Genomic DNA, 14,345 nt, shown 5'->3' on the forward strand with positions numbered 1-14,345 from the left:
CCTATCTCAAGCGCTGGCACGAGCTGAGCCTTATGACGCGGCATCGGGATCGTCGCCTAGCGGGAGTTCCCCGCTTTCGAAGCGGGCTAGCATGGTGGCGAGATCGGGTAAATCGAGTTCGGGATCGCGTGCCATGATCGCGAGCGTTGGAGCACTGTCGGCGTTGAGAAAGCCCGGCCAGTCGAACAGGCCGGCGAGGGTCTGACGCAGATCGGCCGGCCCCTCGCGCGCGAGGCGTAGGGCGACGTCGCGCTCGGCGGCGTCGAGCGTTACCGGTTGCGCGACGAAGGAGGCCAGGGCGTCCGGTGCGAGCGTGCCGCGGCCGGCGGCTTCGAGGACGGCGCTGCGGAATGACGGCCGCTCGCGCCAGCGCGTCTCCGATGCCGGCTTGATGGTGCCGGGGCCAATTCCCCGGCCGGCGTAGCGCTGGAGAGCGATGAGTTCGGCATCGTCCGGATGTCCGATCGCGGCGATTGCGTTCGCGATCTCGTTCCGGGGGTCGGGGGCCTGTCCAACCTTGCGCTCGGCCGGGGGATTGGCGGTCCAATGGTCCAGCGCGTCGAACAGCATTTGCCGGATGTCCGCAGGCGCTTTGCTGAGCGCATGTAGGCCGACCGCCGCTGCGCGGGCGACTTCGGACCTCTTGGCCCAAAGCGCGGCCCGCATCGCCGCGGTGAGTGCGGGCCCGGCTTCCACGGGATGCGTGCCGAAGATGGCGGGGAGATATTCCGCACCATAGCCCGGATCGACCGTGAGGCGGGTCAGGACAGGGGCGATGGCCTGTTCGGCGGGCAATTTCTCGGCGAGGAAGATTGCAGCCCAGAGCGTATCGCCGCTGCCTTTTTCGAGTGTGCGTTCGACGATGCCGCGCCGCTCCTCCTGATCGATGCCGGCATCGAGAATGTTCGCGGCAAGCCGCACCAGATATTCGGCGCCATGATGGAGCATCAACTCGAATGCGGCGCGATCGACGAGATGCGCCGGCACCTTCGACCAGTCGGCTTCCGGAATGTCGACGGTCGCGGTTCGCTCGAACAGGGCGAACAGATGATGTTTCTTGGCCTCTTCGCGCACCGCGAGCATCGAGGCGGCCTCGGTCGCGAGCCGGTCGGGATCGACGATGCCGGCGCGCGCGGCGGCGCGCAGGAGCTGATATTCATAGGGCCGCCAATTCTCGTCAACCCATTGCCAGACATCGTTGGCGGGCGTCTTGAACCATTCGGTCATCGCCATGAAGGCGCTCAAATGAGGGAGAATGGCCGTCTCGGCGACCAGCCGCGGGTCGGGTGCCGCCTCGCCGGCGAGTGCCGTCAGCTGTGTGATCTCGCTGGTCGCCGCTGCCTTGTCATAACCCTCAAAGTCGATGGCCGGAAATTTCATGCGGTCGGCGCTGCCATACCAATGGGAACGCATCTGCTGCATGATATCGGCGCGCCTTTTTTCCTCGAGCAATTCCTGCAAAGGCGTAACGAAGCCCATCGAATTGAGCCTCGGATGCTGGAACAGGGTGATCAGGGCCTCGTCGGTTCGTGCGTCGTGCACGTCGAGGAGCAAGCTGGCGGCGGCGAGCGCGAAGCCTTGGCGCAGCGCCGAAGCCGGCGGCAGGTCGATATGGCGGAGGCCCATCCCGCTTTGCTTGCGCTTTCGAGGTTCATCGCGCTGCGCCGCGACATCGACCACCGCGGCGAGAAGTGCGGCGGTGTCGACCGTGCCCGGACATGCATCGATCATGATCGCCCAGGCAGCGAGGCGCGCGTTGTTCGCAGGCGCGGCGAGATGGTGCGCGGCGACCGCCGCGAGCTGCTGGCCGTAAAAGGGCGCCAGCGCTCGCAGCTCGTCGGCGATACGCTCGGCCCAGTCGTCGTTCTCGCTTGCCAGCAGCTCAAAGGCCCGCATGACGAGCGGGCCTAGAATATCGTCAAGATCGGACGTGCTCGCATAGGCGGCGAGCGACAGTCCGCGCACGACGATCTCCACGGGGAGCGGGTTCAGGTCGCCGAAGAGCACAGCAAAGGCATCGGCGCCGCAGCCGAGCGCCGCGGCGAACTCGATTGCGGGATCCGCCTGTAGTTCGACCGCGCGCGCAAGCAGCGCGCGCCGGTCCGCCGCGGGCGCGCCGCGGATGAAGCGAGCTGCGGCGAACTCCCCGAGCGTCTTGTGGACAAAGGCGAGCATTTGCGCACCTTGGTGATGGATACGCTCAAGAAGGCCCGTCTCGCGCCAATAATGGACTGCCAGCTCGCAATTCCGGCGCGCCGCGAGCGGTTTCATGTCGAGCTCCTCGGCGAGGATCGCCGTTACCCCGTCAAGGGCGGCCTCCTCCGACTGTTCAGGATTAGCGATCAGCGAATGGCCGATGACGTCGATCGTTCGGGTGAGCTCAGCGTCGCTGAGGCTGCCCTTGTGGGCGCGTTCGCTCGCCGAGGCCTCGATCAGGACAAAGATGCGCTTGTAGAGATCGATCTCGCTCTTTCCGATCGTCCCTTGCGTATAGGCGAGCGCGGTCGCGAGCCCGAGCAGGAGCGGATTGCTCCCAATCGTCGCCGAAGCAGGGCTCGCCTCGAGGATTGCGGCAATGTCCTCGACGGTCGGCGTGCCCGGTGGGGCTTCCGGATCGGTCGGGCCGATCAGCGTGCGGACCGAAGTTTTGAGATTGCTGTCCGGGAGTTTCGATAGCGCATAATGCTGCGAGGCGGCGAGCGCGCCTGTCTCATAGCTGATCGACCGGCTGGTCACGATCACCCGGTAGCGGGGGTGTGCGGCGGTGAAGTCCGCGATGTGGCGCGCCATCGCGCCGCGCCGGTCTCCGCATTCGTCGAGACCATCGAGCAGGATGACCCAGTTCGAAAAGCCGGCTGCGCGCGCCGCGGCCGGCGTGACGCCGCTCTTGTCGAGGCCCGAGACGAACAGCGCCTCTTCAAACGTTTCGCTGAGGCTGTTCATACGCTCGGCGAGGATACGGAGGCGTGCCTTGAGGACGGGATAGCCATCCGCGGCATAGGTCCGCGCCAATTTGGTGAGCAAGGTGGTTTTGCCCATGCCCGGCCCGGCGAGGACCACGCAGCGTGTCTTGAAGCGGCCGAGGGTTTCTCCATGCACGAGATCGGCGCGCCGGTCGGCCGTCTCGTCGAGCTGGCCGCGATATCGCCGCAGCGCTTCGTTGAAATCAGCCGGCGTACTATCGGTATCGCCGAGGATGCGCGCAGAAAGCGGGATCCAGTTCGTCATCACCGACAGCGGCGCCGGGATGCCGATAACCGAATAGGTCGAATTGACCGCGACCGTCCATGTGAGCAGGCGGGCTAGGAGCGGAGCGCCGCGACCGGCGCCGTCGAGCGACCGCATCGCGATGCCGCGGCAGGTGAGGGCGTAGAGCGTGGTTTCGAGCGTGCGCCGCCCGCGATATTCGATGAGGCGATAGCCGTCCTCGGCAAGACCAGCCCAGGCTCGGGCGGCGTCGCCGGGATCGGCAATGACGCTTCTAAGAAGGCCTTGTGCGACGCGGATATCCCCGCCTTGCGTGTCAGTGACCGCGAGCGCGGCGACGCGGATACGGGCGCAGGCTGTGATGGGAATGCCAGCACTATCGAGCCGGTCCTTCCACTGGCGGCCGATCGCGCTCAGCGCGTCGGAAAGTCCGTCGCCGAGCCGTTCGATATCGCGGGCCAGGTCGCGCAGCACCGGCCCGCTGGCCTGCGGGCAGGTCAATAGTAAACCGAAATCGATATCGCGGCCGTCGATGCCGGCGGCGAGCGCGTCCAGCGCTTTCCAAAGCTCGGCGCCACGTCGGAGGCCGCGCTTCACCTGCGCTTCGATGACCCGGCCGTCGGCAAGTTCGAGCCGGATATCGTCGCCGGGACCGCCGCTTTCGGCCGTCACCTCGACCGGCGCGGCGTCGAGAAAGCGGCTCAGTCCCCCGAGGCTTTCGCCGGTCAGGAGATGAGCAAGCATATAGGCCGTCACATCGGCCTGGAATCCGAGGCCGCCCGCGGCCCGGCTGCCGCCGCTTACATCCTTTGGCGGGGCTGTTTCCGTCGCTGTGTCGTCATTGGCCATTGCCGCCGAATAGCGGCGTTGCCATCAAATGTCGCCTTCCCGTCATGTTATGTGGATCGGGACTGGATGACATTGGGGAGTAAGGGCGAGTGGCGGCTTGTGCTTACCGAACGTCCCGAGCGGGTGACCAGTTTTGCCTCGGCGATTGGGCACCAAACAGGCGGTCGCCGGCGAGCTCGCCAAGCCGCCGATAGGCTTCCCACTGATCCTCGTCGAAAAATTGGTCGCCCGTCGTCTGTTGCGGAAAATCTCGTCCTTCCTCGCGTACCTGGTAGGCTAGGACCTCCGGCGGTTCGGCGAAACTCAGCCGCGGCTTGACGATCAGGAGGCGCCCTACGCCTGCCCTATATTGGACGCGCGCGAGCAGTGCAAAAGGTGCAGGCGTGGTGCCCCGAACAGGCTTTTGCGCAAGCTGGTCGAAGGTCCCAAAGCACTCACGCAGGGCTGGTGAATGGCCGAGTTCCTGATTGAGCTCATTTTCGGCAAAAAGCGAGATGCGCACGCCAAGGTCATTCTGGGCCCGATTGATCAGGCGGACGAGGTCGTCGAACCGGTATTCGGGGTCGGCGCCATTGTCGCTGATGATGATATAGGGAATTTCGCGCTGAAGAAGCGCATAGGCCGCGCTATTCTCGAAATGGCCGCCATCGGTCAGATACCAGCGCTGCGCCTTGGTGCCGACGAACCGGCCGCGCAGTTCATTGAGAAGGTAGGATTGGACGCTGTTCGCGAGCGAAAAAGCGCCGGGCTCTCTGCGATGCGAGGACCGGTTCCACCAATAGCCGAGCCGCACATTGGTCATCGTCGCGAGGATCGAGAGGCCAAGCGTTGTTTGGGCCCCCACCGCGCTAGATGCTGCGGCGCCCGACACGGCAATCCAGCTGCCCACCAGCATCTCCTCGCCGCGCTCGCGCTTGAAACAGTCGGTGTCACCGGGCGCGTCGCCTTCATAGACGATGCCGGCAGGCGACACATGCATCGGCTTGCCCTTGCGGTCGCGCGCCACGATGTTCGAATTGGCCTCCTGAGTCTGAGCGATCGTCACATTGATTAGATGGAGGGGGGCGATATTCTCCTTCGCATTATAGGTCTTCAATGCGACCCGGTCGCCGGGCAGGTCGACGTCGCTCCCATGCGGCCGATCTGGCGTCGACGCGCCGATATAGGCGCGCTGCAGTCGCGCTGCGTAGAAGGTGGCAAGCGAGGACAGGTTGATGAACGAGTAGCAGATCGAGAGGATGGCAACGAGCAAGACCGCGCAAATCGTCATGATCGTCCGCGAAGCAAATGTGTCGAGATAATATCCGACAAGATGCGCAACCGCGCTCCAGAGCGCGAGCCAGAGACCGACGACGGCAAAGCCCCAGATCATGATCCGCGTCGGGCGCGACAGCTTGAGGTTCGCCGATCCCGCCTCGCCTTCGCGTTTCAGTGCGAAATGGCCGGCGATGGTCAGCAGCGGCGTCGCGATCGCCGTGATTATAGCCCAATAGCTCTTGGCCGTATCGAAAATGGGACCCCAAAAGCCTTGCGAGGATATCGCGTTATCCGCCTGTAGATCGACGATCTTCTGATAGGTCTCGGCAAGCTGCGATCCCAAGGCATCGACGAGGAGCAGCGCGGCCATCAGGATGAATAGGAAGAGGCCGTTGCTCATGAGCCGGCTGAGCAGCGCGCGAACGCGGTCTTCGGCGGCGACCAGCGCGCTCGGGTCCTTGAGATTGCCGTCTACCGCGCCGCGCCAGCCCTCGGCGATCACATAGAGCGCGATTGCGCCGAGGCCGATGATCCCGGCGACGAGACTTCCGCGGCTGCCGGAACCCTGGACCGGTCCGAGCCACCAGAGCTCGATCCTTGTCGACAGGCCAGCCCCGATCGCGGCCGCCGACAGGATGAGGACTGCCCAGAAGAAGCCATTAGCGAGCGTTCGCCACAGGCGATTACCCTGGATCCAATCTCTTTTGGTGAGCCAGTAGCCGATAGCGGCGGAAAGGGTGAAGACGAGGGTTGCAAAGCTCACCGCGAGCAAGGTCGCACTGAATTTTCCGGCCCCTGAGCCGACGAGCCATTCAAAGATCTCGTTCGCGTCAGCGAGCAAGAGAAACCAGAAAAGCAGGAACGCGACCGATCCGATGACGAACTGCACCGCGGCCCAGTTGCGCAGCACGATCGCCGCCCCGAAGAAGGCGTCGCTGGTGCCGCCGGGCGTCAGATAGCGTCCCGATTCCCTGAGCTGGCGAACCGCGGCCAGTCCGTGCGGCGAGCTGAGCGGGTCGGCGAGAAACGCCTTGCGCGTCGCGGCGTCCATCGCCGCGCCGCCGCGTTTCTCGGGTGGGATGAAGAGCGCGCCGAAGAAGGAACCGACATAACCCCCTCCCGAAACCGTCGACAGATAGTCGATCCTCGGGATGCAGCCATGCCGGCTCAGCGCCTGGAGTAAGCCCAGGCTGAAGGTGGCGCTCCGGATCCCGCCGCCCGAGAGGGCGAGGCCCACGCGGGGGTGGCTCGACTGCGCCTCGTCGGCGAGAGGTTCATGGAGCGGAATGTCATATTTTTTCCGGCGCGCGTTGATCCGGATCACTTCGTCGCTAGTGATCGTGCCGAAATCGGTCGCATCGGGCGAGACCCCGGACGCAGCAGATGGGGGAGGTGCTGCGGGAACGGCGGCGGGGGCAGCTGGCGGAACAGCAGCGGGCGCAGCTGCAGGAACTGCTGCTGCCGCCGCACCGTCCGCCTTGGCGGTTTTTGCGGCGGGCTTGCGAGCGCGAACAGGCTTGGGGGCCGGCGCGGACGGCGCCTTGCTCAACGCTTGCCCCTCTTCGAACGAAGATCGATCCGCGAGCGATCGGGATAGCAGGCGTCCATGGCGACTCCCCCTTGTCGAGCCAGTATAACTCTCGAACCATATTGTATTTGGGCGAGCATAGCATGCGAAAGATGGTCCGCTGTGATCGTTACTCGCGGAGCGGTATTTCAGAACACGAGCATATATTCCGAAAATCCCGTTCCCACGCTGTTCCTGACGTGCCGCAGCGTGCCCTTTGCCTTCGCTGCTTTTACGAGCTCCGGATCGGGATGCTTCCATTTTCGGTGGATCGGATCTGCCGATACCACCCAGTTTTCCGCCTCGCTGACGAGATGATCCGGCGCGCTGTTGTGGATCGACCCATGGTGCGGAAGGACAAATGTCGAGATATGGGGGAGTTGTCTGCGAAAATGACGCTCGAACGCATAGATCGAGGCATCGTCCTTCAGGTGCGCATCGCCGGTTCCCAGCCATCCAATCTTCGTCTCTGGCGCCGGCGGCAGTTCGGGCGCGACTGAAATCGCGCCAGTATTCTCAGGGTCAACCGGGCCGGAATAGAGGCAGAGAGAGGTGAGGTTTTTGTCCCTGAATGCATGGCGGTAAGCTCGCGCCAGCACATTCTTGTGACGAAAAACGACCCGTTTTCGTATGGCGATATTTTTCATGCGCTGGCGAAAGCTGTTCGCGGGCCAGTCGAGGAGAAGCTCTGCGCAAAGACTGAAATCTTCCACGGCGCGCCTGTCGGCTTTCCTGACATAAGGCTTCAGCCTCCAGCCAAGTCCCGACGACAAGGCAGCCACTACAAACTCGCCATCGATCATGACTTCCGCAATTCCGCTGTCGGTGGGGCGCCATCCGCGGGCACCGCTATCGGCCGAGCGCGCACCCCGGATCTTCCAGCTGAACCTGTCGCCGTCTCCACCTGTCGGCTCGACCGGAAAAATCTCGCCGCCATCGCCCGGGCCTTCCTCACCGTTCGTATCGATGAATATGATCCGCCGCGGGCCAAAACGCTCGAGCGACGAGACAGGGTCGATTATAAGGTCGCGGAAGAAACCTCCGTGATGGCCAGCTGGATAGGCGTCGGCCACCCGGCCGAAGGCGATCATGCGTTCGACGTCGTCCACAAAGGGGAGGACGATCGTGTCGACGTTCATTCCGGCATCGGGATCTAGCAGCTTCGATACGCCGCAGATGTGATCACGATCAAAATGTGACAGAAAGAGAAAATCCAGCTGCCTCGATCTGCGAGCGTTGATCAGCTCGGCAATCTCTCGATCGACATGCCTGCGCGGTTCGCTCCCGCAATCATAAACATAAAGAAATTCAGCATTCGCGATGCGGTCCGCGTCATCCCCGCACCAAGAAGACTGGGCTTGGCTCGGCAGACAGGTCAGGCCTCCGGCGTGAAACCCACCCTGGCCGACGGGAAACTGATAACGCGCATGACCAAGCGTGTCGCGTGATCCTACCAGATGCCGGGCCAGAGTGCCGCGCAGAGGCGTCCGTGCGCGCGACGCCGCGTCGATCATTTGATTCAGCGCGCGGCGTTTTTCCAGAAAGCGTTCGAGGCGCGATAGTGCCTTCATCATCGATGCGCTGCCCTGAATGAGCCTTGCGTCGGCTATGGCGAACGCTCTGGTCTCCCGTCTCTCTGCAAAATTCAATTTTGTCATCAAGTCCTTGATGGAGGCGATCATCAACCTATTGCCGTAGACCTTTTCGCGTTCGAGCCACTGAGCAAGGACCGCACATTGCAGGATTTTATTCCAGTCCTGGTCGCTACAGCCATCGGGAGGCGCTTCCCCATAGAAGCGCGTTAGCCACGCTCGCTTGACGCTATTGCGGCGCGCATAAATTGAAAAACTATCCATATCGATCGCGAGAAACGCCTGAACAGTTGTCACCCTTCGACGATAACCCGAAGTTCGAAAAAAAGCGAGATGGCTGTTAAACGCGGGCTGGTAAATCCGCGCACCGCGGCTGTTTCACTTGTCACGGAATAATTTATGCGAGTGCGGCTAGCGCATCGGTTCGGTACCCATCGCCATAATTCTCAACGAGGAAACGATAGGCGCCCCATATTCCAATCAAGTCCTTATGTACTCGCGAGGCGGCGGATCCAATCGTGCCGACGCCTGGATCATAATAGACTAGCTGTTTCGCGTCTTAGAAGAGCACGCCGTAGAGCCGAAAATGCTGGTCCGGTCCGAGCTGATCTCATTCGAGGTTCCGTCGAGCAGGATCACGATATTCTTCGCCATGGTCGATGCCCCCTCCCGCGATCCCGGGTTCAAGGGTGGCTGCGCTGACGTGCGCATACCGCTAGGCCCGGGTCCCAATATCTCTCCTCAACCCGCCAGAGCCCCGTTGCACGTGCCTCGACCAGGCCCTTGCGGTCGGCCCTTGTCGGGAAGAAACGCAGGCCGGTGCGCTCTTCTATGTCCGCAATGCTGACAAGCTGCGGACGATGATCAAAGACATGGCCCATATCGCTCGCCTTCTTACAATTGACCCAGTTTGCCGTTGGCACCGGGACGCCATTGCTGTCGAGTGCGTTGGGCTGCTCGAATATGAAGGCTAGTGTATCGATCCCCGACGGGCTTTCGTGGATCAGTATCTTGAAGAAGGCATCGGGAATTTCGACCGGAAGCTCGCCCGCGTCGCCGATCGTCAGCCGAGGCGTGGCAGGATCGAAAATTGGGCCGGCAACAACCCAGAGGCTGCGATATTTGTTCGACGCGGCCGCTGAGTAATTTTCGAGATGCTGCCAAGGACCCTGGTTGAGATCGTTCGCCTGTGGCGAGGCGTTCCAGAAGACATGGGTGTTACAACTCGCCTGTGGGCTGATTCTCTGCGCGTGATCGCTCATTGCGAAATGACCGCGATTCCAGATTTCGCCCGCTCCGCGGTAGCTGTCGTCGAGCCGGCGGGTCGAGACGTCCGGTATCGCGTCGACGAGCGGTCCCAGTTCTGGAGAAGCATACCAGCGCCCGGGCCTCTCAATCGATACCCGGGGTTCGGCATAGTCACCCTCTGGATCGGGGCCGACGCCTCGCAGTTCGTAGGCCACATATTCTGGGTTGAGCCGCAGATCGGCCTTGCCGTCGCCGTCGTCATCGTCCGCGGTGTCGAACGTCGAGACGAAAGCGGTGAATTTCTTTGTTAGCCCATCGGCCTTAGGTTCAACACGGGCATGATCATGGTCGGTCGTAACAAGCGCCGGATAGGGCGAAACTGACGCACCGCTGCACGGGAAGCTTTGAGCAAAGGCAGGGCTAGATAAGCCCGCGAGCAGAATCGCAGCCACTATTCCACGCATGGACCCCCCCCAATGCCATACTCGGAAAATGGATGCTGCCAATATCGATCACGACAGACTGATTGGTACGAGCGTAGGCATCTCGCGTGTACCACATTCGGTGTATCGCGTAACGCAGCAAGGCATCGACGCGTAGCAAATCGCATCCATAATGGTTCCACTGCCGGCGACGCCATGGTTGGCGGGACCCGTCCGGAGCGCGTGGCCGCGCCTTTTTGTTTGCCGTGAAGCCGCCGTGAGACTGAGCGGCGGGTAGGCCGCAGCCTATTCCCTCGCCTACGGGCACCGCTATAACGGCGCAATGAAGATCATTCACTCGGCCGATTGGCAGCTCGGCAAACCCTATGGCCGCTTCGAACCCGATGTTCGCGCCGCGCTCACCGAGGCGCGTTTCGATGCGATCGATACACTCGGCCGCTTGGCGGCCGAACAAAGCGCGCAGCATATTGTCGTCGCCGGAGACATATTCGATACTGAGGGGCCCGAAGATCGGACAATCGTGCAGGCGATTTCGCGCATGTCGCGGCACGCGTGCCGCTGGTGGTTGCTGCCAGGCAATCATGATTTTGCGCGGAGCGGTGGCGTGTGGGATCGCATCCGTCCGCGGCTTGGCGAAGGGATTGCCATTCTCTCGGAGCCGGAGCCGGTCGAAATCGAACCCGGTGTCTGGCTGCTGCCCGCGCCGCTCCTCCATCGTCACAACCTTGAAGATCCGACCGAGCTCTTCGACATGATGGAGACGCCGGGCGCCAAGCTGCGGATCGGGCTCGCCCATGGGTCGATCCGCGATTTCGGATCGCGGGGAGAGACCAAGAACCAGCTTGCGCCCGATCGCGCGCGGCGTTCAAATCTTGACTATTTGGCGCTCGGCGATTGGCATGGGACGCTGAGGATCGACGCGCATACTTGGTACTCTGGCACGCCGGAGACCGATCGATTCCAGCGTGACGATCCTGGACAGGCCCTCGTAGTCGATGTCGATTCGGGCCGCGAGCCGATGGTCACGCCGATCCGGACTGGCCGCTTCCAGTGGCTGATGCGCGACTGGATGGTAAATGATCGCGCGGCCTTCGATGCCGAGTGTGACCAGCTGCTCGCTGCGATCGATGCACCCAATACGCTGCTGCAGCTGAGGCTTGCCGGTATCACCGGTCTTAGCGACAGGATTGCGATGCTCGGGCGGCTCGAGAATGACCTGCGTCACCAGTTGCGATATCTCGCGGTCCGCGCCGATGATCTTGCCGGGCGTCCGAGCGCGGAGGATCTGGCCGAGCTCGCGGTGGAAGGCATGCTGGGGGCGGCCGCCGCCAAGCTCGACGCACGAATCGAGCAAGGCGGGCCCGATGGTCTGATGGCTAAGCGCGCCCTTGAGCGGCTGTTCGTCGAATATGGCCGGGACGAGCGGGCATGAGCCTCATCATCCGGCAAATCGCGGTCGACGGCTTTCGCAAATTTCGCGAGCCCTTCGCAATCGAGGGTCTCGCCGCAGGGCTCAATATCGTTATCGAGCCCAATGAGGCCGGCAAGTCGACGCTGCTCGAAGCCCTGCGCGCCGCTTTCTTCGTTCGCCACAATACGCGCAACCAGCTTGCCCAATCCTTCGCACCCTATGGCGAAGCGGTCGGCCCCGAGATCAAAGTCGGGTTCGATGTCGATGGTGCCTCCTGGTCGATCAATAAGCGCTTCCTGCGAAGCGCCTCACTCGAAATCACCGGTCCGCAAGGCCGGGCCCAGGGTGACGACGCCGAAGCCCGGCTCAACGGGCTGCTCGGATCAGTGCGCGACACAAGCCGCGGCGGCGACGTTTCCACCTATGGCGCACTCGGATTACTGTGGGTCGGCCAGACCGAGGCCCTCTCGGTATCCGGGCCCGGCCAGATCGTCCGCGACACGATCGCGTCCACGCTCGAAGCGGAGGTCGGGGCGATCATGGGCGGCGACGCTTATCGCCGCGTCCGCCAACGCATCGACGCGCAGTTCGATCTCCATTGGTCCCCGACCGGCCAGAAGCGCGGGCGCCAGAATGAGGCGCGCGATCGCGCCGAAGCGGCCGAGACAGCCGCGCGCGAAGCAAGCGAGCGGTTCGCCGCCCTTGAACGCAGCTTCGCCGATCTGGACGCGGTGCGTGGCCGGCTCAAGATCGTCGAGCGCGAGATCGCGGACGATAGCGATGCGCAGGTGCGGTCGGATCTGTTGAGCTCGTTGGGGGTAGCACGCGCTGCGGCCCAGATCCTCGAGACGCGGAAGGCCGAACAGGCGGTAGCAGCCGGCAAACTGCAGACGCTTGAGGATCTGAAAGAGCGCTACGAGACCGCCGCTACGGCCCATGAGAAGGCGACTGCCGCGCTCGCCGCTACACGTGAGGCGCGCGCCAGCGTGACCGAAGCACTTGCGGCCGCAAAGAGCAAGGTCGCGTCGGTCCGAACCGAACTCGACACGGCGCGGACCGCCCGACAGGAAGCTCGCACGGCGCTGGCGGCGGGCGAGGAGCGGCTGCTGCATCACCGTAGGCAGGCGGCGACCGAAGCCGCCCGGCGCCGTCATGAGGAACTTCTGGCGCTCGAAGGGCAATATGGAGAGGCGAAAGCGGTCGCTGCCACGGCGATCGCTGCCGAAGATGTCGCCGAGCTCGAGGTCAACGAGCGCGCCGTTGCCGAGGCGCAGGCGATCATGAGTGCGGGCGCGACACGGCTTACCCTTTCGGGCACGACCGAGGGCGTCACCATCGATGGCGAACCGATGCCGGCGGGTGAGCTCACCCTCGCGCGCGCGGCGCATATCAGGATCGGCCAAGTCGAGCTGATAGTGAGCCCGCCGTCGGCCGCGGCAAGCGCCGAGGAAACCTTGGCTTCAGCGCTGCGCAAGCGACATGCCGCCTTGGAGGAACTGGGGGTCGCCGATCTTGCTGCAGCGCGAGCCCGCAATGAAGTGGCGCGCGACGCGGCGGCCGAGCTCCGCACGCTCGAGGCGCGCATCGGCGCGGTGACGCCCGCCGACGAGATCATCGGACTTGCGGCAGGCGCCGAGCCGTTGAAGCTGTTCGTCGCGGCGCTCGAGGATGGTATCCCGAACGCCGAGAGTGCGCTTCCCGATATCGCCGCGCTGAAGAAAGCGCTCGATACGGCCGATACTGCGCTGGCCCGCGCCGAGGGCGCGCAGGACAGCGCAATCGAGGCGCTGCAGCGTGCCGAAGAAGAGGATGGACCGCTTGCTGCCGCCGAAGCTGGCGCGGCGAGCGACCTTGCGAATGCGGCGGACCTGATTAAGGCGATCAAGGCCCGCCCCGAATGGGTCTCGCTTGAAGAGGATCTTGTCCAGGCACGCGAGGATGCTGCCGCGGCGGCCGTGAAGCTCGAAGAGGCAAAACGCGACGCGTCCGCGCATGATGTCGCCGCGATCAATCGGAAGGTCGAGATCATCGACGCGCGGGCGCGAACCGCCGTCGAAACCCGGACCAGGCTCGAAACCGATGTCGCCCGTCTCGAAGGCACGATCGAGAGCGAAGGCGGTCTTGGTCTCGCCGACCGCGCGGCGGCGGCGCAGGACGAACTGGAGGCTGCGCGCGAGGCGCTGCAACGCGTCACCGAGGAAGCCGATACGCTCAAGCTTCTTCGCGACACGTTAGAGGCGGCGCGCAGCGAGACCTCGGCAAAGTTCGTCGGTCCGGTCGCGAAACGAGCGAAGCGCTACATCGCGCAGCTCTTGCCCGATTGCGAGCTGATATTCTCGGAAGATCTGGCGCTTGAGCGCGTGACCCGCGCCGGCATCGACGAAAGTTGCGCCGATCTGTCGCGCGGAACGCAGGAGCAACTCGCCGTGCTGACTCGCATCGCCTTCGCCGACATGCTCCTCGAGCAAGGACGGCCGGTGTCGCTGATCCTCGACGACCCTCTCGTCTATTCCGATGATGGCCGGCTCGAGACGATGATCGAGATCCTGAGCGACGCAGCGACCCGCATGCAGGTCATTCTTCTCACTTGCCGCGATCGCGCCTTCCGGCATGTGGCCGGAAATAGGATCATATTGGGCGTTGCGACTTGATTAGCTAGTGGCGGCGCGCACGATATAACCACTACGGACGTAAAATTTATTGGCTTTGGCGTTTGCTTTGTTCGCACGCTTTCCTATCCCCTCGCCGGGGCGATGTTGCTCCTTATTTTT

At 63.4% G+C, this 14,345-nt stretch carries 6 protein-coding genes; 2 read left to right on the forward strand and 4 right to left on the reverse strand.

Going from position 1 to position 14,345, the window contains the following annotated elements; all coding sequences use genetic code 11:
- Positions 1-30 precede the first annotated feature (30 nt).
- The 4 genes from AC1RRJ_RS09755 to AC1RRJ_RS09770 form a co-directional block, all read right to left on the reverse strand.
- Complete coding sequence (locus AC1RRJ_RS09755) at positions 31-4,056, reverse strand: NACHT domain-containing protein (protein WP_493122051.1); 4,026 nt, start codon at positions 4,054-4,056, stop codon at positions 31-33.
- 103 nt (positions 4,057-4,159) lie between these two features.
- The gene (locus AC1RRJ_RS09760) at positions 4,160-6,862 is read right to left on the reverse strand and encodes a hypothetical protein (protein ID WP_493122053.1); all 2,703 of its coding nucleotides are present in this window, start codon (positions 6,860-6,862) and stop codon (positions 4,160-4,162) included.
- 167 nt (positions 6,863-7,029) lie between these two features.
- The gene (locus AC1RRJ_RS09765) at positions 7,030-8,769 is read right to left on the reverse strand and encodes a hypothetical protein (protein WP_493122055.1); all 1,740 of its coding nucleotides are present in this window, start codon (positions 8,767-8,769) and stop codon (positions 7,030-7,032) included.
- Positions 8,770-9,155: 386 nt separating this feature from the next.
- On the reverse strand, positions 9,156-10,184 hold the full coding sequence (locus tag AC1RRJ_RS09770; RefSeq protein WP_493122057.1) for a DNA/RNA non-specific endonuclease: 1,029 nt from the start codon (positions 10,182-10,184) through the stop codon (positions 9,156-9,158).
- Between the two features lie 301 nt (positions 10,185-10,485).
- On the opposite strand from AC1RRJ_RS09770, the gene AC1RRJ_RS09775 reads away from it, so the two are divergent.
- Together AC1RRJ_RS09775 and AC1RRJ_RS09780 are read left to right on the forward strand one after the other, a co-directional pair.
- Positions 10,486-11,595: a metallophosphoesterase family protein gene (locus AC1RRJ_RS09775; protein ID WP_493122059.1), complete on the forward strand. Its 1,110-nt coding sequence runs from the start codon at positions 10,486-10,488 to the stop codon at positions 11,593-11,595.
- Entirely contained in the window at positions 11,592-14,225 is a 2,634-nt protein-coding gene (locus AC1RRJ_RS09780) for an AAA family ATPase (RefSeq protein WP_493122061.1), read from the forward strand. The genes AC1RRJ_RS09775 and AC1RRJ_RS09780 overlap by 4 nt, the downstream gene beginning before the upstream one ends.
- Positions 14,226-14,345 lie beyond the last annotated feature (120 nt).

Source organism: Sphingopyxis sp. GW821-FHT12C06 (genome assembly GCF_058807415.1).